16 protein-coding genes are annotated in these 23,012 nt (G+C 40.4%); 7 read left to right on the forward strand and 9 right to left on the reverse strand.

What is annotated here, in order from left to right; translation table 11 throughout:
* The first annotated feature begins 384 nt into the window (after window positions 1-384).
* Window positions 385-1,062 (forward strand): hypothetical protein, encoded by a 678-nt coding sequence (locus LC608_RS25460; RefSeq protein ID WP_229556232.1) that lies wholly within the window; start codon window positions 385-387, stop codon window positions 1,060-1,062.
* A gap of 47 nt (window positions 1,063-1,109) precedes the next feature.
* On the opposite strand, the gene LC608_RS25465 is transcribed toward LC608_RS25460, so the two are convergent.
* Window positions 1,110-1,319, reverse strand: coding sequence for a hypothetical protein (locus tag LC608_RS25465; RefSeq protein WP_229556233.1), 210 nt, complete (start codon window positions 1,317-1,319; stop codon window positions 1,110-1,112).
* Between the two features lie 143 nt (window positions 1,320-1,462).
* On the opposite strand from LC608_RS25465, the gene LC608_RS25470 reads away from it, so the two are divergent.
* Together LC608_RS25470 and LC608_RS36960 are read left to right on the forward strand one after the other, a co-directional pair.
* Complete coding sequence (locus LC608_RS25470) at window positions 1,463-2,512, forward strand: hypothetical protein (RefSeq protein ID WP_229556234.1); 1,050 nt, start codon at window positions 1,463-1,465, stop codon at window positions 2,510-2,512.
* A 120-nt stretch (window positions 2,513-2,632) separates the two neighbouring features.
* Window positions 2,633-2,767, forward strand: coding sequence for a hypothetical protein (locus LC608_RS36960; protein WP_267871211.1), 135 nt, complete (start codon window positions 2,633-2,635; stop codon window positions 2,765-2,767).
* A gap of 265 nt (window positions 2,768-3,032) precedes the next feature.
* On the opposite strand, the gene LC608_RS25475 is transcribed toward LC608_RS36960, so the two are convergent.
* A complete protein-coding gene (locus LC608_RS25475) occupies window positions 3,033-3,599 on the reverse strand; it encodes a hypothetical protein (RefSeq protein WP_229556235.1) in 567 nt (188 codons plus the stop codon).
* 74 nt (window positions 3,600-3,673) lie between these two features.
* Here LC608_RS25475 and LC608_RS36965 point away from each other — a divergent pair, with 74 nt between their 5' ends.
* Together LC608_RS36965 and LC608_RS25480 are read left to right on the forward strand one after the other, a co-directional pair.
* On the forward strand, window positions 3,674-3,808 hold the full coding sequence (locus tag LC608_RS36965; protein WP_267871200.1) for a hypothetical protein: 135 nt from the start codon (window positions 3,674-3,676) through the stop codon (window positions 3,806-3,808).
* Window positions 3,809-4,503: 695 nt separating this feature from the next.
* Window positions 4,504-5,166: a site-specific integrase gene (locus tag LC608_RS25480; RefSeq protein ID WP_229556236.1), complete on the forward strand. Its 663-nt coding sequence runs from the start codon at window positions 4,504-4,506 to the stop codon at window positions 5,164-5,166.
* 102 nt (window positions 5,167-5,268) lie between these two features.
* Here LC608_RS25480 and LC608_RS25485 read toward each other — a convergent pair whose 3' ends face one another.
* The 4 genes from LC608_RS25485 to LC608_RS25500 all read right to left on the reverse strand — a co-directional run bounded on the left by LC608_RS25485 (window position 5,269) and on the right by LC608_RS25500 (window position 13,039).
* Window positions 5,269-8,634: a DUF3854 domain-containing protein gene (locus LC608_RS25485; RefSeq protein WP_374108451.1), complete on the reverse strand. Its 3,366-nt coding sequence runs from the start codon at window positions 8,632-8,634 to the stop codon at window positions 5,269-5,271.
* 462 nt (window positions 8,635-9,096) lie between these two features.
* Window positions 9,097-10,506, reverse strand: coding sequence for a hypothetical protein (locus LC608_RS25490; protein ID WP_229556237.1), 1,410 nt, complete (start codon window positions 10,504-10,506; stop codon window positions 9,097-9,099).
* A 655-nt stretch (window positions 10,507-11,161) separates the two neighbouring features.
* Window positions 11,162-11,497, reverse strand: coding sequence for a fertility inhibition FinO-like protein (locus tag LC608_RS25495; protein WP_229556238.1), 336 nt, complete (start codon window positions 11,495-11,497; stop codon window positions 11,162-11,164).
* A gap of 15 nt (window positions 11,498-11,512) precedes the next feature.
* Window positions 11,513-13,039 (reverse strand): NACHT domain-containing protein, encoded by a 1,527-nt coding sequence (locus tag LC608_RS25500; RefSeq protein ID WP_229556239.1) that lies wholly within the window; start codon window positions 13,037-13,039, stop codon window positions 11,513-11,515.
* A 745-nt stretch (window positions 13,040-13,784) separates the two neighbouring features.
* Here LC608_RS25500 and LC608_RS25505 point away from each other — a divergent pair.
* Both LC608_RS25505 and LC608_RS25510 read left to right on the forward strand, forming a co-directional pair.
* Window positions 13,785-15,650, forward strand: a complete 1,866-nt coding sequence (locus LC608_RS25505) for a tetratricopeptide repeat protein (protein ID WP_374108447.1) — start codon at window positions 13,785-13,787, stop codon at window positions 15,648-15,650.
* Window positions 15,651-15,777: 127 nt separating this feature from the next.
* Window positions 15,778-16,815 carry a M48 family metallopeptidase gene (locus LC608_RS25510; protein WP_229556241.1) on the forward strand — a complete coding sequence of 346 codons (1,038 nt, stop codon included), beginning with the start codon at window positions 15,778-15,780 and terminating at the stop codon, window positions 16,813-16,815.
* Here the strand turns inward: LC608_RS25510 and LC608_RS25515 are convergent.
* From LC608_RS25515 to LC608_RS25525, 3 genes are all read right to left on the reverse strand, one after another.
* Window positions 16,773-19,283 carry a CHAT domain-containing protein gene (locus tag LC608_RS25515; protein WP_229556242.1) on the reverse strand — a complete coding sequence of 837 codons (2,511 nt, stop codon included), beginning with the start codon at window positions 19,281-19,283 and terminating at the stop codon, window positions 16,773-16,775. The genes LC608_RS25510 and LC608_RS25515 overlap by 43 nt on opposite strands.
* Window positions 19,280-21,757, reverse strand: a complete 2,478-nt coding sequence (locus LC608_RS25520) for a filamentous hemagglutinin N-terminal domain-containing protein (protein ID WP_229556243.1) — start codon at window positions 21,755-21,757, stop codon at window positions 19,280-19,282. The genes LC608_RS25515 and LC608_RS25520 overlap by 4 nt, the downstream gene beginning before the upstream one ends.
* A gap of 104 nt (window positions 21,758-21,861) precedes the next feature.
* Window positions 21,862-22,743, reverse strand: coding sequence for a TauD/TfdA family dioxygenase (locus LC608_RS25525; protein ID WP_229556244.1), 882 nt, complete (start codon window positions 22,741-22,743; stop codon window positions 21,862-21,864).
* Window positions 22,744-23,012 lie beyond the last annotated feature (269 nt).

Below are 23,012 nucleotides of genomic sequence, written 5' to 3' on the forward strand. Positions count from 1 at the left end.
TGACTATTTTTATGATGTAAAACATCTAGATTAGCTTTAACAAAGTTTGGGGGTTTAAGTTCCCTGCCTAATTAAAATCCCCATTACAAAACTGTACTTCCGTTAGCGTAGCGGTAGCGAGTCTGCGTTCGCGCAGCGTCTCGTAGAGAGCGTCCTTCCGACTTCCGACTTGTTTAAGTATCCCTGCTCTCCATAAATTGAACTTCCCCTTCGATACCTCACCATGTTTTGCATCATAACTAAAAACTGTTAAAACTTGATTATATGTATAGAACAAATATGTATAATACTTGCAGCTTGTACTTCAGCATTTGTTAGAAGTAAATATTTGGTCAAGCAAGGAAATTGGGAATTAATTTTCACGCATCATTTGTTGGAGTATTTATGAATAAAAGAAAAATATTTGCAGCACTTGTTTCAATAGGTGTAGGACTATACTTAGGAGCTTGCCAGTCTGAAACAGACTTGGTTGCTCAGGCAGAGAATGACTTAAAACAGGCTTATGCGGCGGCAAGTGATGATGAGCAAAGCCAAAAAGATAAGGAAGTACAGGAGCAAATAAGGCAATATGTAGAAGAGACACCTAACTTATATAGAATAACTTGGAAGGTATGCGGAGACGGGAACGCTCCGTACAAAAACGGAACAAGGTGCAACGAAACCAAAATCCCTCGAACTAAGGGATATTTCGAGCCTGTCTATGTGTGGGGAGCGAATGGAGTCCAATTTGTTAACAAACAGGACTTTGTAAGAAATTTTTGGACTACAGGATTATTTGTGAAATCAAGAGGGTGCTTAAATTTAGGGAAGCCGCAAGAAGAAGGCTTGTACAATGTGAAAAATTTCATGCTCAAGAAAACAGGTACTACTCCTACGCCAGAGAATGTGGGAGTTGAAGTTTTGTCAAGACAAGAAAAGCAAACAGTAGTAGAACTTGCCTTCAAGGACGCAGAAGTAGAAAACTACGCACTAACCAATTTTGGTGTATCAGCAACCACAGGCTTAATACCCACTGGGAAAAATTGTTTGACTCTCGAAGAATGGAAGAAGACGCAATCGTAAAAATCAGGCACAGTCGCTTCCTTTGATCGCAATTCAACCGGGAGCAATTACTTCCCATTCCAGCACCACCAGCCACAGATATCTAAATAGTCCAGCGCAGCGATCGCTCTTCCCATTGCAGCACCAACAGCCTCTCTCGGTTTGGGGTCAGAGGGAACAGTGAAACCCAAAATTTTTGATGTGAGCAGCGCAGTCAAGAACGCCAGTGGTTTCGGCGTATCAGTGGCGGTACTTGGCGCGGGGCGGAGTATTGTCATCCACGCTCTTGCGGTTATGCCATCGCTTTATATCTGATTACTCAAATACTTTACAATAGGTCTAAAACTGTCAATTCTTTTCTAATTCACTCGATGTCGTTTCATAACTATACGAGTGTCGTAACGTATAGTTAATTCCAAAGATGAATAGCCCCTTTCCTTTATCACCTCCCCAAAAAGCAATCGAGTCACTATTCGCATTGCGAGATTACTACGCACCTCTTGTAGAAGAGTACGAAAAATTATATACCCTAGCCAAAGCAAATCTTACTCATGTAGAAGCTCTATTATCTAACTGGCCTTTGACTGAGGAGGTGGATAATGATAATGAAGAATTCATCTCTGAAAAAGGAAAAAATTTCTTCTTATTCTTAAGTGAGGAATCTGTTAATGACGATGTTGAACCTATTACCGCTCCTTTATTAGACGATTCACAGGATACATCACCAGTCGCAACACAATTGCTTGACTCCACTCAACAAAACATATTCACACTTATACAAGCTTGGTCAGGTGAAGAATCTGATGCAGCTACAGATAGTCCATTCCTCCTAGAGCCACCGATAGAAACATCAACTCAACAGCAAACGCAACATGGAACCGAGACGGCCATGCTGCCTATTTTCCAATCCCTGTCTCGCCTGGAAGCTATTGAACAGGTTTTGGCAGAACACATTGGCACAATTGTTCACATCGATTTTATTGTCAAAATGCTTTATGGAGAATTAGAGCCGGATGCCTTCAAAGTCATCAAAGGTAGAATTCAATCATCCCTCACTCATGGTAAGGAAACTAACAAATGGTTCAGTGTCCCAGGATCACCGGGATGTTATACTCTCTCTTTAACTTTGCTCCCCAAACCTGAGACGAAAAATTCGTCCACCAGAGTCAAAGGCAAAAATAAGAAACAAGTTTTGCCGCCGCAGCCCAAAGAGATACCAATGCTTAAACCATATCTTGGTCAATTTGTAATTGATGCCTTGACCACTTTTTTAGAAGAGAATTCGGGTACAGCTTTCGGGGTTTCAGAAATTATCAACGGAATCTATGGCGAACTCACTGCGACTGAGATTAGAGAAGTGAAAAACAAGGTATTGAATGAGTTATCACGGGGTCATCGCACAGGGCGATTCTTTAGAGTCCCTGACCAAATTGGATTTTATACCTGGGATTTAGAGTTGCTCAACAAGTAGAAACGATTGATTATCTGAAATATTGTTCATCAAGCAATGTTAGCTCTCTCTCAACAATAAACGGATCTTCACTTGGTAGCTGACGTTTAGCACAAGTTAGCCTTGCGCCACCACAGCACTATGACTACCACTAAAATTTACTCACTTACCTGCATCAACAACTCTATTTTGGTCGTATTTTACACTCAAGCGCATTGCTGGCAGTTTCGGATTATTAATGACGATGGTGCAGTGTTTGGCGAACAAAAGCTTTAATATACACCATCAGCAGCTCTTACTGCTGGGCGTGATTGGATATGCTTTGGTGGATGAAGAGGCGATCACTATTTTTGGTTCGTGACAAAATCGACGTTCATCCGTCACCGCGACAAGTTGAAATTAATCAAAATACTAACTTGCTGGCTGATATAATCCCGTATTTTCGTTAAATTCCCACCCTAACCCTGCTCTATCTTTGCCCTTACACCATGCTACAAAAAGCGGTGGGGGAAGATTAATTCGCTCCTTGCGTACACTTTCTTCACTTACACCAAGTCTCTGGGGCTTTACCTTCTTCAGTTAACGGTTGCATTCTAGGAGTATGCACTTTGAATGATGAATTATTGTAGTACGATTTCTGTCCCCGCTTTTGTTGGTTGTTGAGATAGTCTTGTATTTTAATGATCGCCTCAGCCAACTGTGTCATTCGAGCTGCCATTCTCTCCACTTTTTGTTCTAAATTGGCAAGATTATCAATTTCTGTAGTTTGATTGCTATTAAATTCTCTTAAAAACTCTGACTCGAGCTTATCAAGTCGTGAGCAAATAGCTTTTATCGTTTCATTAGTTGGACTATTGTGATTTTTATTACTCGTAATTAAGTACTTCTCTACACTTGCCTTAATCTTTGAGTCTAGGCGTTCGTCTAAATCGTTACCACCTATTATATCAACCTTATCTTGGGAATCGCCTAAGTAGAGATCGATAAATTCGAGCAGCGTGGCTGTTGCTGTTGTGCCTTTCGAGTTGCAATAGGCGATAAACTGCTCCCACTTCCTTTGATCGCAGTTGAAAGATGCTAATTTTTTTTTACGCCCTGTATTGCTCATGGAAAGTGTATCATCTAGGTAAACTTGGACTGCCCACGCTTATTAAATCGTGTAATTCATCATGATGAATTACCTTGATAGTATCATCGCCAAATGTGTCAGCGCATTCTTCAAGCGATGGCGTACTCGCCCGCCGGAGGCGATCGCTTTTAGAAGAGATGTTACCGCCAACGGCTACCATTGGCGATCAAAAATTATCTCAGGCTTAAACACTTGCAGGATTGTCTTATCTAATTTTTGATCACCGAAACAGTGCTGAGTGCCTAGTTAGATTGCTGAGTAAGAAAGCAATAATTGCATTCAGTGCAGTAAGTCTGTACCCCTACGGGGAAGCAAGCTATGCGTAGCGTCTCTAAAAGTTGCCCCTGCTTTTAAGCCCTGGTGTCCGAAAAGTTTGAGTTTTTGGCACGCAAGTTTTACCCGTTTCTTGAAGAATTTTTTATAGAGGAATCAAGCCACTCTCAAAAAATAAACTAAAAATGACTCTATAGTTTTATGGCGTGATAGCGATTAAATAGTGGGCTATTTGGATAAGGCTTCATTTGGCACTGAAGCAGGGGGAAATTTTGTACAATTTTCTTAAAATAAGCACCTTTGCCCGTTTTCTTTAACCCCAACCTACACCTGTAATATTTGTGTAGTTAACTGTTAGGAGTATGCTCTTTAACCTATTGCATTACTTTTTAACTATAAAGTCATTTTTAGTTTATTTTTTTCATCGATTTTTAGGTTTTTCTTTTAAAGGTGTATTTTTAGGGGGAACCACAAAAAAAGATACCAGCCTTGTTGTTAATTGCCCGTTGTGTGGCATACTGCATAGCTGCGAAAATTGCACCCCGTAGCAATTCCTGTCCCGTGGACTGGGATAATAAGAACAGGGCGGGGTGTTGATGGGACAGCAACCTTGAAAATTGATAGGCATGGTCAAGCAAAGATTCTGTCTTTGCAGGAAATCCAACTTCTGTTCTCGCAGGGGGTAGACTCGCCACGAGACAAAGCGCTGTTTGCGGTGATGCTTTACACAGCGTGTCGGGTGAATGAAGCAGTGACGTTGCTTAAGCGCGACGTATATGATGCCAAAGGAAAAGTCAGAGCCAAAATCATCTTTCGCAAAGGTAACACGAAAGGGAAACTGGCTACCCGTGCCATCCCAGTAATTCAAGAATTGCGAGTCAGGTTGCAAGCATATAAACCACGTGATGATTCCCCTTGGCTGTTCCCTGGAAATGCTGACCACTCAAGAGCGAATAACCACCTGCACCGGGATTCGGCACTGTGGATATTGCGAGTCGCTTGCAAAAAAGTAGGAGTTGAAGGCGTAAGCTCTCACAGCTTTCGGCGTACAGCACTCACCTCGATGAGTAATGCCGGAATTTCCTTAAGAGTGATTCAGGAAATCTCTGGGCATCGCACGTTGGACGAGCTGTACAAGTACCTGGAGGTAAGAGAAGATCAAGTATTGGGAGCGGTATCATCTTTAGCACTACTTGCTCCGGTCGATGAAGACGACTTCGGGAAACCCAACTTTGTCGAAGTGACCGATAATTCAATGCATGAAAGCTCTTGACCCCATTTTATCAAAAAATCGATTTAGCAAAGCAGCATCAGCGCAATTGCTGAAAGCAAAAGTAGAAATTGCTTCAATGATGCGGTTAGTTATGACGAAGGTTTAGCCCCCCTCCATCGGCAACACTTCTTCTAAGAGCCATTCATAAAATTCAGGAACTTGAGATTCCACAAGTCGCAGTTCATTTGCCGCGACCGTCTCCAACTCCAGCACCGTCTCCCAGCGCAAATCCTCAACCCATCGCTTAAGGATGCCCTTAATCGCATCAACCCCCTGCTTGATACCAGAGCGAAGCATTTCCACGCAGTGAAGTAGCGTAATGCGATCGGTCGGAGGTGACTCAAATTCGGTAGTATCCTCCCCTTGGCAATGGGAGTTCCCTATAGCATTAGGGGGGGGCGTGGATACGTCCTGCTGATTGGGGTTTACACTATACGCAGCAGGGGTTTGAGCAGCGTAATAGGTTCGATTTTCTTTTTGATTACGCTTTTCCACGCGATGAGCAATTACATGCATTGCAAATTCTAATTCCTCTTTAGATAAAGAGAAAAGTTTCACCTGTTGCCCCCGTTTACCTTGCTTGCGGAAAGTCAGCTTTAGCCCCAGCTGCTCTAGTAAAGTCGCCAGCAACCAAATAGGTTTACAGTCTAGGGGAATAGTAAACCCAAGAATTGCTTTGACGTGAGCAGCACAATGTATAGCGATCTCCGTCATCTTGAGCAAAGTGGGGTCATCGGCGGTAACTTCATCACCCTTCATTAAAGAAGTGAGAATTTGATGCAGTCCCAGGTTAAATCTAGCCAGCCACCGTGCGGAATAATTGCCCCAGTCGATGCACAAGGGGAGATTGTCGCGTTCGGTGCGGTCTTTTTGGGTGACAATTGTTGGTGGCGTAGGATAACTTTGCCCAGTTTTGGGGTCAGTAAAAGATTCTTCGGGTGGGGCTAAAATGGCCTCAAGTCCGGCGATCGCTCTAATTAAGCGGCCACCTTTATCCATTTCTACGAGTGATTCGGTTACTTCGATGCCGTAAGAATCAGAAATGCGAAATTTTTCGCATTCAAAAATTTCATTAGGGTCAAGGTAATCTTTGCTCTGACGGGCACGGTACTCGCTCAAAGTAATATTCTTGGCCTTGGCAACAGCCGAATTGTGGGCACTATCCAAAGCTTGTGCTGCTGCTTTAAGACTTTCAAGGGATTGAGGATCTGAATCACTGCCCACATATATAAATGTATTGCCCATTTCGGTGAGGAGCGATCGCAAATCATCACGCAGATTATTGAGAGAATAGTGGCGGTTAGCCATAATTTGACAGTAAGCCTCAAGCGCCCAATCTTTCTCTGCGCCCCGCTTACCCGTTTCTCTGTCAATCCGCAACAGAAAAGCGGTCATTTCATTGGTTTGGAGCAAGCGCTCTTTAATCTTGGATGCGTTTGTATCCTTGTAACCAAAGGGAGGACGCGGGGCCACCCAAATATGAAACGGGACTTTTGGACGATAGCGGTACAGTTGTTGGGCACATTCGGTAGCGGTTTGGGAAACGCCGTGAAAGACACCAAATACTAAGTCAAAATGATACTCCGAGATATCGACACCAGTACCGAGACTGGGAGAGGTGAACAAGGCATCAAAGTTTTTGACGGCGTTGGTGATATCTTTGATAAATGCAACATTTTCCTCACTGCCAGAATTGTCTGAGTGAATAGACCAGATACGCCATGAAGCCCTACGGGCTGGGCAAGGGGTAAGGGGTAAGGGGGAAAGGGTGGAGGAATCTGTTAATTCTTCCTTTTCCCCTTCCCCTTTCCCCTTTAAAGAGCCAAGTTCACTTGGCGAACTACTAGATTCTTCGTATTTGATAGTAAAGGATTTGTCGAGTTTTTTGATAAAACGCTTACTGTCACTGGCAACCATAACTTTTTCTCCAAGCATCAGCGCTGCCGAGATTTGGGCGACTAGAGCGCTTGAATTATCCCCCTCGTACCAATAAATTGTGCGTGAACCGTTTCGCCACTCGTTTTTAATGATGTAAGGTACTTCACCTTTTGGTCGCATGGAGCGGAAGAAATCCACAGTCAGGTCATCCATGTGTGCATCAGCGATGACGACCAGTGGCGCGTTGTATACTATATATTCCAGGACTTCTAGGATTGCTGCACGGTGCTGTTTGCAAGTATTACTGTGCAGTAGGTGGGTGAGGTATTGGCAAGCTTCATCAATAAATATGCAGCCGTAGGTGAGAGACTGAGTATTGAGTTTGTGCAAGCTGTCAATAGTAATACTAAGGGCTTGGGCCTGGGCTAAACCTGTGTAACCCAAGTCTGAATACATCGCCGTCCGCAAGCGTTCGGCAAGATTTTTCAGCAAATTTACGCGATGCCCATTGTTGAGGAACCGCGCGTCGGGGTTTTGGTCACGCCACCAGCGCATGAGTTCAGTTTTGCCTGTACCCATGTCGCTCCACAAGACTACTAGCCCTTTTTCTGGAAAACGGAAAGACTTTTTGGGATTTTGGGTACTGGGTTTGTGGTCAGGGCAGTCAGAAATTATTAACTCTTGTTTTCCTTCTACCTCTCCACAGCTTGTAGAGCTAACACTTGGGGTAAACAATTTTTCTTCTGCCAGATCATAAAGTGGCGGGACAGATGAACATTTTTCCTCCAGATCCGGAATGCAGAGTGCTTGGGTCAAATATTTAATATTGACTGTGACATCTGGCTTGTATTTACTTAGTCCCCATTTTTTAGCCCGATACGAGCGTTGGTAATCTTTGAGTGATTTGGCATCGTCTACAATTGCAGTCAGCAGAGCATTGGCATCAACACCTCGACTAACTACAAAATCATCAACGCCTTTTTCTGGCCCCGGCAACAGCGCAACTTCACATTCACAACCAGCCGATTCGATTGCTTTTGCAGTGCGAACAGTGGCTTGAAACACAGACCACCTGGTTTTAGAAGAAGTTTCGTAGTCGAATAAAATAATGAACTTGCGCCCCGCCTGAGCCATTGGTACTAAGTCAGGATGCAACCGTTCATCAAAATCTTGTTTGCCCACGCGCCCGTTCCAAATTCCAGGAAGTGCGATCGCTACAAACCCTAAACTCAGCAAGCAAGCAGCTTTTTTTTCGCCCTCGCATAAGATAACTGGAATCTCTGGATGTTGCTTTACCCATTCCCAAAATATTAGTGGATTGAGTTGATCCAGTAAGCGCAATGTTAAAAGTGAATGATAGCGCTTAATTAAATAACGCTTTGCAACTCTGTCCCAGATAGGGTTAGCGACATCAAAGTAGGTAACGCGGTTGGGGGTTTTGGGGGGTGATTCGTACTTAACTGGCTTGCCTTTTTCCCAATCAATGCGTGGGAAGTTTGGCTTAATCCGCCCCCACTCCATTGGTTGCCAGTTTTTAAAGGGGTCAAGAGATTGAATCCACGTCCCACCCAGTAATAGGTGCTGATACATTTTTATGTATCCATCTGTTACCCGACCCGCATTCTTGCGTGGGATTTTATCAGATATGAACAGGAAATCATAAACTGATTCTCCCTCAACGTGGAAAAAGTTGCGCTTAATCAACGCCGGATGAATGGCGCTACCAGCTAACAACTCATGGTATTGGGCAGCCGTGAGATTGTTTGGGTATTCAATTGGGTGTTCCCTCTGCTCAACTGATACCTTGCAATCTGGTTTAGGCTCAAAGAACTCTTTGTTGCCACCGTTAAGTGCAATATAAGTTGTTGTATTCACTTTTCTCCTAAATTTTTCCATGACTTTGTGAGCGACTTGCAGCACCTATGCCGCAGTCATCAGTCATCAGTCATCAGTTAAGCTAATGAGCATTTAAGTTGCATAAACCCAGGGCTAGAGCCGCTTACCACGAGCGAGTCAGTCTGGAAAAATGAATGACGATTAGCTTATCAGTTATCAGTTATCACTGTTAACTGTTAACTGTTCACTGTTTTTTTGGGCTTGTGTGATTAAATCAGTCTCGCAGGTGGTAAGTTCAGCCCAGTAGTCAAGTTTTATCACCTCGTATTTCTCAGCCACAGCCCAAAAGTCAAGCCATGTAAACTCAATACGTGCAAGTACTTGCCTAATTTCCCTAATAGCCATAGGTAGCATCTGTAATTGCTCCGTCCTTGTTGCGATGGCTGACTGTGTGGGACTAGTACCCAAAATTATCGCCGCAGCTTCCAGCGCTTGGGTATTGTTCATGGCAACGCTTAGGTTTTTCAATGCCATACCCATGAGGCGCAGACATTCAGTCGCATTTTCTTTGGGTGGTTCGGCTGCCAAAGTTCGCAAATCAATTGTTTTCTCCAGAGCTTGCTGAACCTTCTTGTTTAATGCTTTAGCTCCTTGTTTGGTATAGGTATTCCCCCAGTCTTGTAATTGATGCGGCTCAAAGGCGTTTTCCAAATCCCGAATGCGCTCTTTTAGCTGCTGGTTCTCAGTTTCCAACTGCCGTAGCGATTCCATCTCGTCTAAGCGCTGCTGCAACTGGATATTTTCCTCCTTCTGTTGCCTGTACAGGTTTTGCAGAGATTGGATTTGCTCACTGACTTGGGCTTCGGCTCTAGCCTTAACCTCTGCTTGTAGTCCAATCCTCAATTCCTGAGAGAGTCGCTCTAACTCTTGCTTATGGCGTTCTTCAAGTGCAGCGATCGCTTCGGAGTACTCTGGTGGATAAGTTCGCTCAGTCGAATCGGATACAATTGCCGCATCCAAATCAGCATTGTTTACCAGCAGCCTTTCACCATCGCTGAAGGTGACAATCTGCTGCGAATTATTCGGTGCGTCTGCACAAATCACTCCCGATTGCCCATAACGGGGATGTTCTGGTGATGAAATTGTGATGGCATTTTTCGGAACCAATGGTTCCTGATGGAGTTTATTTTTTCCTCTTTGCATTGGAGCAACAATATTAGCCGCAGCTGCGAAATCTGATTCACTAGGGTCTGGGTTTAATTCCAAAGCCAGTCTTATAGCAGCAATAAGTTTTTCTGGTTCTTTGGCTAACCTCAAAAGAGGACGGGCTTGGCGCTCATTTTTAATCTGTGGCCCCAACTCCCCTGCTGCAACAATAACTTTTGATGCCCCTAAAAGTTGATTTATACGCCGATAGCCACCATATATATGCAATTCGCCTTGGCAATATTCTGAGAAATTTTTGTACCCAGCGATTCTGTACATCCGCTCGTCATGCATGAGGCGAATCTGTTCTACTGCTTGTAACTCAAATTGGTCTATGGTAGCGAAGGTGTCTTTGATACTGCTGTTAAGATCATCGTAATCAAGTGCTGATTTGGTTTCTTCTCTATCTAGTGTCAGCATATTTCTCTCCCGTCATTATCACAAGGAGAGGGGTTTGAAAAAAATTTTGATGTCACCTCAATCCCGACACCAAGGTGTATTGGGCATAAGTCATTTTTCACGATATTTTTCCCTGATAACTTGGTTGACAAGCTTCAGAGGGGGTTGTATCAGTTATCAGTCAACAGTTATCAAGGACTGTAAATTCCAACTGATAACTGGTAACTGGTAACTGTTATTCGCGCTGCTACTGCTTTTTGCTACGAAATTCGGGATATTTCTTAATCAAACTTAACTTTACAGAAACTTATGAATTTCAACAACAAAAATTGCCACACGAAACTGGTGAGTTTCGTGCAGCTTCTCGTATAATACGAGAAGCAGCGGATTCAATCTCGTCTAACCAGTCAGTGGGTAAAAGCGGTCAAACTTTAATTACCACTGGTTCGGTTTTCGTGAGATAACCCCGCTCTGAGGTTATATGGAATTTAAGACCCGCACAAAGCGCTACTCCTTAGTGGCGCTTTATGCGTTAAATTTTCGTACTGTTGTATCTTCATCTCCATACCTCCTTTCAATTAGCTTGATCTTACATAACTTGTGGTCTTTCGGTATCTAACGAGATTCTGATTTTTCTTTGTCTGACTCCTCCATATTTACTATTCTTCGTTCTAGCTTACCCTGATTGGGTAATCACTTTTTCAAGAAGCAGACCTACCGCAGAGGTCGTTTCTGCCTTGGGCTTGCGCTCGAAAACTTGTATGCTGGGTTTCTCTAATATGATGAACCCATGTTCTGTTTGCTGATCGAGTTTACCAGCGATTGCTGCTACCCACAGAGGGTAATTACTGGCAGCATCGGTCAGTTCCTTCCAAATGTTAGGCTTGACTGTGATGCTAATGATGCGTCGTCCATCACAGTCAATGGTGAACTGTTGCCAGTTGTTCTCTATCGTTTTTGCTTCAGGTAGTTCATTGATTTTGATTGTTACTTCTAGCTTTCCTGAAATCATACATACCTCTCTGTATTAAGATGCCAACGTTAATGGTGAACCATCAGATGTATGCACTAACCCTTGTGGATCTGTCTTGATGTATTTTTTAATAATTGGTTGAAGAGTAAAACTGATTTCTTTAGTAACTGGGTCTTTGATACTTTCAATTAATGACTGATTCTCAAGTTTTTCTAACGCTTTGATTAACTCTAAAGTTGATACAAATTCTGGATTTTTCTGTTTAATACCAGACAATAGTTTAGTAAAACTAATGGATTGTTGATTTCCGACTATTTCTTCTGCTATATAAATTAAAATTTCTCGTTGAGTACTGCTTAATGATTCTCCAAACAGTTGATTAAGGATTACCTCAAAATTACTACTAACAAGCGTAGTTGGATTCTCAAAAAACATTTTGGTATTACCACCAAAGAAGTGGTTAATTCGATTAGCTACTGCTTCGAGTTCTGAAGGATTTCCGCGATACGTTTGAATTAATTGGTTACACTTTTCTTTATCCGTCAATCCTTTGCTAGATAAAAGCTGCATTGCGGCATCTAGGTCTAAACCTTGGATTTTTAAGAAATGAAAAGGTTGTTTTGCTGTTATAACATTATCAAGTTCATCAGGCCAAGTTCGACCAGTTAAGAGTATGCAGCTTTCATGTTCTTCTTCTATTAATCGGTGAAAAAATACTCCATATTCAAGTCTTTGCTGAAAGTTATTTTTCTGAAATAAAGAATCAAAACCATCTAGTACTATCAGACAACGGCGTGATTGTAAGCGTTTAATCAATACTGAAATCATTTCCTGGGTATATTCAGGTAAACCTAAATCAGGCTGGCAAGGTTGAGTTAGTTCTAAGAGTTCGGCTACTAAATCTTGAAGTAATGGTGCATGAATAATTGTTTTCCAGATTAAGCTATCAAATGTTGATTGTTTCCTTGCACTAACTTCTTTTATCAATTTTGCAACCAATGCGCTTTTACCGATACCCGCAATTCCTATTAAGGATATGCAACGCTCGTTACTTATCAATTCTTTTAATGAGTTTAGTTCCTGTATTCGCCCATAAAAGCTAGATATGTCGGGCACTTTCCCCCTAATAATTGGTGTCAAATCATCAACAGAAAGCCTTTGTTTTTCGTCTGAGGCGGATTGAATATGATACTTTTTGTTAACTTGCTCTAAAAAATACCAAAGCTTCTTTTTACCCACTCGTTCGCCATCCCCTATAGTTTCTGAAAGTATGTCCCATAAACGGGGTGCTACTGTGCGCTGTATGTAGTTTAAGCTGTAAGTTGAGTGGCTTGCTATCTCCTCGTACTCTCGATCATTCAATGCCCCTTTGATAACTAGCATTTCAGTTTTAGATAAGTACTTGTCTCTTTTGGCAAAAACTAAGTCATTTACTACGACCAGCGCTAGTCTAAAAGTCTCTGTTATTGGAAATACGGCTTGAGATGATGATTGATCAGATGAAAGTGAAAGTTCCTGCTCTCCAAAAGTGACAGAGGAAGAAAGAGGAGATTGAAGTTCTGGTTCAACAGTAAAATCCATAGCTATGCAAGTACCTCTACTACAGTAAATGCTCGTGAAGAGGCTCTCCGCGAACGAGGCTTAGTTTTTAGAGTATGTTAGATTGCAATCAATCATACCTGATCTTACTATTTATGGTTAATTTTTTCAAAAAAGTACTAAGTTAACCGTTATACAGGTTTGATCGAATTTAGGGCATCTACGGAAAGATAAGAGCCACAAAGTCATAGTAACTTGCTTTTCATTCAGAGTAGCAAAAGTATTATTGTAATTCTGGTCTAAAGCTACTTGTCCCCGTTGTTGCATTTTTTGTGGACAGGAAGGTACTCATGTCTGTTTGGCGTTCGCTCTCGAAAAAATGTCCCAATTATAGAGATATTGGCGCTGTCGCCCCTTTTGGCAAAGCGAGAGGCAGGGTGTTTTCATATAACCAGAGAAAAACTAAAACTGGGTTTCAAAGCCTCTCTCCACTTCGGGAAGAGGAATGGAAGCGGGGTAAAAAGCTACGCTACAAAACGAGAAATCAAGACTTATGTATTTTTATTTTTTCGTATAAAAACTCCCTGCCTTTTGGCAAACCGAGGGGGGGAATGTTTAGATTGCATCCCTGTGTTCAAAAAAATTTTTTACAAATCACAAAAATTCAAGCAATGTAAAGGGAGAGTAATTAGCGTAAATTGTCATGGTTACTTGTATCTATATTCAGGCAGTAAGACATAAACACTCTTTACCAACTGCCTAAGGCATAAATTTATACTTGGCAAGTATGTCGTTTTATTGTATAAACCCCCTTTGTGAGCAACGTAAAAATTCTGACAATACTGAAACGTGTCTATCTTGTGGTAGTCCGTTGCTGATTAATAACCGTATTCGACTGCTTAAGCCATTGAGAGAGCTTACTTATGACCCTCGAAGCTACTTTGAAGTTTTTGAGGTGGATGACGCTGGTACGAAATGGCATCCGGTTCGTGAGCGAAGAGTCATGAAAGTTCTCAAATGGAATTCGACTAGGCTTCGTGAGTTAATTAAGCGGGAATTCGGTGCTTTACGGCTAATCCAACATCCAAATATTCCTCAATGTGATGTTGAAGATTTTTTCAGTTTTGTGCCTAATAATAGTCCTTTGGAACTAAGTTGCTTAGTAATGGATAAAATTGAGGGACAAAACTTAGAAGAATGGATAAAAGAGAATGAACCGATTTCCCAAGCTCAAGCATTAGAATGGCTACGTCAATTAGTTGAGATACTTGATGTAGTACACCATACTGAATTTTTTCATAGAGATATTAAACCTGCAAACATAATTCTTCAACCAAAAGGGGAACTTGCGTTAATTGATTTTGGAACTGCACGACGAATAACTGATACGTATTTAGCTAAAGTTAGTGCAAGTGGAGGAACTGATACAAGAGTAGGAAATTATGAAATTACAACTGTAGTTTCTTATTTTTACACTCCACTAGAACAAGTTTATGGTAAAGCAGTCCCACAATCAGATTTTTTTGCTTTAGGCCGGACTTTTGTTCGTCTAGTTACTGGTACTTCATTGACACGTTTGCCGACAGACAAAAATACAGGACGATTAATCTGGAGAAATAAAGCATCGCAGATTGATAAACCCTTTGCTGACTTTCTGGATGAGTTGATGGCTCCCATGCCAGGGCAACGTCCACCAACTACTGAAGTTATCCTGCAACGGTTAAAGATACTTCCTCAGCAAAGTAAAATTTATAGAGTAACGAGGTCTAAAACGTTCAGAGTCAGCGCAGTAATTGGATTTATGATTTTGACAGTCCTTGTGACTTTTAAAGTATTATTACCACTAAGAGCTAAATATTTACTGTCTCAAGGGGAGAAGGCTGAGGCAGCAAATAATTTTCAGACCGCACAAGAGTTTTTTGACTCAGCTATAAAAATTAATCCTCAAGCCAGATACACAATTTCCAAATTTTATTTTGAAAAAGGACTTCGTAGTACGAAGAGTCTAGAATTAGCTAAAAGATACTATGAATTAGCAATTAAATATAATGACACAAATGTAGAATCATATAATAATTTAGGTATTGTGTGTAAACAATTACAAGATTCTCGATGTGTAATAGATAGTTATGAAAAGGCTTTTAAGTTAACCTCTGATAATTGGGAAGGGCATTATGGATTGGGAATTTACTACGATGAACGAATGAAATATGATTTAGCGGAGCAACAATACCAGTTAGCCATAAAAATTAATAGACAAGCGATAATTGCTATCAATAATTTATCTAGAGTAAAAATTCTACAAGGTGATTATAATACAGCAATTTCTCTCGCCCAAGAAGGGCTACAAAAAACTACAAATTCCAGATGGCAAGCAGTTTTGTATAAAAATTTAGGTTGGGCAAAATTTGAGCAGAAGAAATATAGCGAGGCGAAGCGATATTTAGAGAAAGCAAAAGAGTTAGATATCCAAAGAACATCTACCCACTGTTTGCTGGCAAAAGTGCAGGGAATTTTAGGTGATTTTGATAACTCTTGGCTTTCCTGGGAAGCCTGTCTGCTAACTGAATCTAGAGAACCAGAGGTTTTCATCTGGCGAGCCGAAATAATAGAAAGAATTAGGCAAAAAGCTCCTAATTTAATTGAAGATTAAGCTTCTTGAATTTAATAGCGTTTCAATAGTAACAAAATATTATTCAAATTTACAAGTCTAAACACCTTTTTTTATCTCTTTAATTCTTGTATGCTATTAACTTGCATATAGCTATATAAAACTTTTGATGCTAAGTACACACAGACAAAAGAACAAAATTGCGAGAAAAGTCTACATCTCCCAAATTTTAGTAGTTGCATCAACGATACTTCTTCTAGGTTGGAGTAATGCGTGGGGTCAGGTAAAGCCAGAAGCAAAACGTAGGTGTAAGGTTATTGGTCGAGTTACTAGCGTGAGCGATCTTCGCTGGCGAGTAAATAGCTTATTGTGCTCAGGAGATCGCATTACTCCAATAAATGGACGAACAGTTAATACTTTATGTTACTTGAACGGAGAATTTCTAGATTTTAAACAAAGTAGCATTTTCGATGTTGAAGATAAATGTAGGCTACCACACGACAGAGTAAGGCTATGTACGGGATTGAACCCAACTGAATGTGACGGCATTAAAGGCCCAACAAATGTACCAATGCTAATTAGTCCCTATGGCAGTTCAATGTTAAGTACCAGACCTGTAATTTCTTGGTATCCTATACCTCAAGCTACTAGTTACACAGTAGTTGTTAGCGGTTATGAGTTTTACTGGGAGAAGACAGTAGATAAAACTATTACTGCACTACCCTATCCAAAAGAACAAAAAGAATTGCAATTTTTTAATACTTATAAATTTACCGTACTTGCTAATGTAGGCGATACTCCCATTAGTTCCTCTGAAACGTTAGTAGTTAGTGTTTTGAGACAAGAAGAACAAGATGCTTTTGCAGAAAGGGTAAAGCAGATTACAGAATTAAACTTACCTCCAGATGAAGCTGCGATATGGGATTTAGATGCTGTGTTTATGGCAAGAAATCTTTTAAATGAAACGATTGAATCATTGAAAGCAAGAGTAAGAGCAGGAAGTCAGAACCCTACTATCTACCGATTATTAGCAGATCGGTATTTAGAAGCATGGTTACCAAAGGAGGCACTTCGTGAATATAGCAAAGCGGCACAACTGGCAAAAAACACTAATAACTTAGATGAACTAGCTCGTGTACAAGAAGGTTTAAAAATAGTAGAACTTTATAACCATCCGCCAACTAGCACAAAGCCTGACCAAAAGTAAGGATGAACGTATTTAGGATTGGATGATAAACTTAATTTTGCCTGACGCAGTGCCTCTGCTTTAGTCAAACCATTTTTCAAAACCTTGTAGAATTCTTGCATGAGTATGGCAGTAGAATCCTCATCTACCAGCCATAAGCTAGCGATTACACTCTGTGCGCCTGCTTGTGCTGCCACTCCAGCCATTCCCAAGGTTGAACGCTTATTACCTTTGGCTGTCTGACAAGCACTTAAAACTAATAATTCGATTGTATTTTCATTAAATTGAGTCTTTTGTTTTAGTAAACTATCAAATTCTAATACGTTTATTACTTTGTCATAAGCTAAAAATACAGTTTTATCAGAGTTAGAACTAAATTGTCCATGAGTACTGATGTGAACAATTGGAAAATCACTTTTAATAAGTTCTTGTTTGAACTGTAGACTAGTAAAGTTTTCGTTTAGCAGTACAGTTGAGGAATTTGTCTCTTTCTTAATTTGGGCTACTTCTACTACCACTTCTTGTAGCGCTTTCAACCCTTTTGGAGCGTTCTTGTCATTGAAGCTGGGGCTTTCTTTGCTGAGTCCAGCGATTAAAGCTGTGAATTTATTTTGAGATAAAGATTTAGGTGATCGGATTTTAGAGCCGAAAGTTTCTACAATACTGTATTCTTCTATTAAATAGTTTTTCCCGTTATAAAGTAAATCCATTGGTAAACTCTGAAATGATCTATCCAAAGCAAATACAAGTGTCCCTGATGAAGGTAAATATACCTGAATAGGTTTAATCAGTAGCTCATAAAGTTTTTGATAATATAAAATAATTTCCTTGTTAGTACTAGAAAAAAATTTGGAAGACTGCACAGCATCTAATATATTATTAACATGACTTCTGATTAACTTGGCGTCAACAGAGTTACGAACAAGAGAGTGATTAGAGGATTGGGCAATTACTTCTATGCTGTCGCCTAAATCAATAATATGAATTATTGCGGTTGTGATAGGCAAGCCCTGAAGCTTATTCAAAGCTACAACATCCAGTTTACCGCATTTCAAAAAATTCTCTAGTTCTGCTATTTGCAGTTGCTGATTTGTTTGAATCACTAACTCTAGATTGGGGTTGGGAGATGAGAGCAGTAATCGCATATACTCACGATAAACAGGCTCTACTTTCTCATAGAATGAAAACTGTAAATCCGCGTTGCTTGCTAAGAGATTATCACGAACTTGCGTCAGGTTATTAATTGCAGCACTGTAAGCTTCAAGGGCTTTGTCATATTTCCCTTGTTTGTAGTACTCTAAACCCAATTCGTGCTGCCACTGGTATGCGATATCCCATGCCTGAATTGATTGAGCCAAAGCCATAGCTTGTTCAAGATAATCGAGCGAACGCTCTCGTTGTTTTTCTAGTTTGCCCAGTGTGCCGAAAGCATAAGATATGAGCCTCTGTTTATTAGTGCTTTTAGCCGTTTGCAAAGCTGATTCTGCATATTGGACGGCTACCGAATGTAATCGTTCGTCTGGAATTTGATTGAGACTATTAGCAAAGTTTAGCTTGGTATAAATAGATTGGCTAGCAGGTAAATCAGAAAATGCGGCAGAATTTTTCAGTATTAGCTCTACTGAAGGTTTAATCTGTTGATTTATTTGAGTTTGAATCATAGCTAACTGTCTATTACCTAAATTTGATTCTGCTGTTAACCATGTTTCAAAGTCTAGCAGTAGGCTCAATCGGTGTATTTGAGCTTGTAGTTTGATTGATACTGGTACAGTTAGAGTATTAATTAATGACTGATAATTGCTGAGTAATTCGAGTCCCTCTTTTTGAATAAAATTAACAGTTTCTTGTTGAAAAACTGGTTCTTCTATCCAACTATATTTATCCCGTGCCTGTTGATATATAGATTTCCCAGTAATATTGAGTGATAATAAAATTGCACTGTTATCAAAATTAGCTAACTGTTGAGCAATTGATAACGTTTTTCTCAAAACTAATTTTGATTCAGATAACTTGCCTAATTGTCGCAATACATTTCCTAAATTTTGTAATCCCAGTAGGTGTACAGGTATTGAGTTTAACTTATCAATTTCTGCATCAAGTAGTCTTTTCGTAGAATCAGCAGGCTGGTCTGACGAGGTGGCACAGATTTCAGCATCGAATTTCAAAGCTGTGACAACTATCTTGCAGGCCCGAAAATGTAAACCTAAAGCTTGTAGAGCGACGTTCTGATTAATTAAGGTTCCAGTGATTCCTTCTTTATCTTTTAGGTGTTCAAAAAGTTTTGTAGCTTGTTGCCAAGACTCTAAGGCTTCTCTTGCCTGACCTAGATCCAGTTGTCTCTGCCCTCTCTGGTTCAGTACTTCAGCTTGATGCTGTTGTGCTTGTTTACTTACTTCCTGAGCCAGAATCAAAGACGGCTGTCCTATAGCTATGCATAATCCTAGAATGCATAACAACGAGTACTTGAATAAACGCCAAAAACTAATCATTTTAACCGTACCGCTCCTGTTATCGAAGATACTGGTGGCGTAGAAGATAGCTTATGGCATCTAGAAGCAGATACCTCAGCGTAGGGGCTTGGTGGATCGGCTTGTGCGGTTAAGACTACATCTCCATCAGCATTTAGTATCCAACCCTGGGCTTCTACAATTTCTATGGGTTCTTCAGTATTTGATGGCTTTGATTGCTCCCAATCATCAATCGCCTGGACAGGATTAGAATTTCTCTGCCAAGTAGAACTGTTATCTAACTGATTGTCAGAACTCGTTGCTAGCCCCCCAGCACCAGTATTCACAAATGTACTCGCTACTCCACCAGAATTACCTTGGCATACTGGCACTACCTCTGGAGTTTGTGCGATCGCTTGTGGTTGCACTTTGGTTTGGCTTGGATTTCTATCTTGAACATTGATCTCCACTGTGCCGTTAATACCTCGTTCAGAACTGGCTGTAAATTGTGTGTCCGGGGAAACAAACAATCCTTTTGTATCAATGCGGATATTGCCCCCACGCCCACGAAATGCGTTCGCTGTGATGGCGTTGTTGTCGGTGGCTATCAGTATGCCCGTAGCTATGCGGATATTGCCGCCATTGCCGTTGTTACCAGCTGTCGCCGTAATACTGCTGTCGCGTAGGCGTAGGTAGCCGGAGGTCAAGAAGATGTCGCCCCCTTCGCCCGATGCTGTGGAGGCGTTGATGGAGCTTTTATTGTTTAAAGAGATAAACCTACTGTTAACCCTGAGTGTCCCTGCTTCGCTTGTTCCTTGGTTCCTGACGCTAATTATTCCTTGAGTCAATTTTAAACTTTCTGCATTAATTGTTATCTGACCAGAAGTTCCATTTTGCTCTGAAGGCGCTGCAATTAGCTGTTGGTCATCCTGCTCTGAAACAACAGCAGAACTGATATCACCACCATTTATCTCGATATCAGATGCATTGATGGTAACAAATCCAGGAAGACCAGAACCAATAGTAGAAGTATTAACTGTTGCTTGTTCTCCTACCACGAACTTGGATGCGTTAATTATTAAATTTCCAGCGTTTCCTCCGCTAAAAGCTACAGAGGACAAAAGGCTGGGAGTATAATCATTTCCTGAATTAATTAATTCAGTAGAATTAAGTAATTGTATAGAATTTGCATTTATAGTTATATCTCCTGCAACTCCGGTTCCAAGTGATATAGAGGTTATCTGTCCTCCATCCTGAGCCAGAAGTTGTTCTGTTGATACCGTAATATTCCCTGATTTTCCAGAAGTTAGATTACTAGTTACAATTTCACTGGGTGCAAAAGGATTAAAAGTTGAAAAACCAAGTAATTCAATAGACTTAGAAGAATTTACGTTGACATTCCCCCCTTCTGCAATACCATAATTTCTATTACCTATAAGCGCTCCACCTTCTATAAGTAGATGCTTAGTAGAAACATCTATGTTTCCTCCGTTTCCAGAGCCTATAGATTCAGTTCGTAAGAGGGTAACAAAATTCCCATCAGCTGATGTTCCACTTAAATGTAGTGACTCAGAAGCATTAACTTTAATGCTTTCCCAAGATTGTGCGCCTTGATTTTGAATTAAAGCAGCTGACCCATCACTCAAAGAAATTTCTTTGCCTTGTAAGACAATAGAACCACCTCTATTTCCACTGGTATCTACTAAAGACTGTTGCGATAGATTAATATCTTTGAAAGAAGAAACTCCTTCGTAACCCAAAGCCCAGCCTTGAGAGGTTGGATTAAGGCTAATTACACCAGAACTAACGCTACCTAGTTCAATTCGTCCTTCTTCAGCGGTTATAGTCCCACCTTTCAAAGTAATATTACTTCCTATAAAAGCTAGAGTTTTAGTTGGTTGTACTGTTAGATGGGTTGCATCAAGATTTCTGGTGATTGGTACATTGCCTCTACTTGGAGCAACTAATCCTTTACCTGTTCCTTGGACTTCAATAGCACCTGAATTGCTGGTAAATTGCAAGCCAATCGGTACACTGACTGTCAGTAGGGGCGTTGTTTGAGGGTTCATAGCACTAAATTCAAAACCATCAGCAAATTTGATGGAACTAGCAGTAGTTGCAAAAAAAGAGCCACCAATATTTAAGCGAGCATTCTGACCAAAAATAATCCCATTTCGATTAATCAAAAACAGGTTGGCTGTACCATTGGTACGAATTAAACCATCAATATTAGAGATAGAACCACCTGTAACTCTAGCAATAATGTTTTGAATACCTACATCATTGTTGAAGAAAGCAGTACCACCTGTAGGAACAGAAAACTTTTGAAAGCTGTGAAACAGGTTACTATTATTAACACTGCCACCTTCAATAACAATACTATTACCCTGATTTGTTATTAAAGAATTGTCAGGTAACGTTTTATCTGGAGCAACTTGTGCTACAACTGATGAGGAAACTAATAGGCAAAATAATACACTACTTTTAACTCCCCACAACCCTGTGCTAAGTTTCACTTAATATTCCTTTGTTGAGTTTTACAATCTTGCTCAAGAAGTTTTATTAGCAACTTCTAAAATAGATATATTTAAGAAAATTAAACTATAAATTAGTTAAAAACTCAAGATTCAACTTCTAAATTATCCACCACTCCTAAACGAAGCGCAACACGTTTATACTTTGTTGCATCATATGGTAATCCTCTGTGCATTACTTGAGAATTGTCCCAGAATAAAACGTCACCCTTTTGCCAAACATGAGAGTAAATGGGTGTACGAGTCAAAACAGTTTCAAATAAATCTTGTACGAATTGTTTACCTTTTTCCGGTTCATTTTCCATACCAACCGGAACTGCGCCATACGACCCCACGTACAATCCCTTTTGTCCGGTAACTTTATGGGTTGATACGATTGGATGTACTTTTTTGGGAATATCAATAGCTTCTTTAGAAAAAACAGGTGCTTTATGATACAAGGAGATATTTTCTAGTAGTTTTTGCTGCTCTTTGTCTAGCTTGTTGTAAGCTTCCAACATATCGATAAATTCAGTGGTGTGAGGTTGTCCATCTAACCCTTCTGGAGGAACTTCTACTCCATAGAGCATTACCACGTACAAAGCATTCATATCAAGTCGTTCTATGCGTGGTATAGAATCTTTGTCTTGATGCCATATCCAAGCAAACTGTTCTACTGGTTCGGTTTCTCCTTTCGGATTTCCTAAAATACTTACATATTTGCTTTGCCAGTCTGGACTAATATCTGGATCTAATGTTTCATAAGAGCTACCAATTATTAATTCCCCAAAGGTTTGTCTTGTGAATTCTTTTAACTGTAATGCAGTCAGATTTTGTTGTCTGACTACAATAACACCATGCTCCCAAAGAGATTTTTTTAATTCACACCTCTGTTGCTCTGTAAGATCAGTAAGATTGTAATCTTGCAGAAATTCAACTCCTAATCTTGATTTATACTGCAATTGTTTGTGCTGCTGGTTATAAGTCATTTATCTAATTACTGACCTTATCAAAAATTACTGTTTTTGAAATATCTATTAGCATATTAGCTTAAAAAGAAATATTAAAATCATCTTTTTACTGTTTTAAAGAAATGTATTTTAGTTCGATATTTTCACCACAGAATAGGATGAAAAAAGAGAGCTAATGTAGTAATGCAACTTACTGCAACCAGCCACTTACACAGCACAGACTTATACCTCTAAATAAAGCTAACAGCAACTTGACACTGCCCCAGGCATCTATTCCCCACTACCTA

Source organism: Nostoc sp. XA010 (genome assembly GCF_020829625.1).
Lineage (GTDB): Bacteria > Cyanobacteriota > Cyanobacteriia > Cyanobacteriales > Nostocaceae > Nostoc.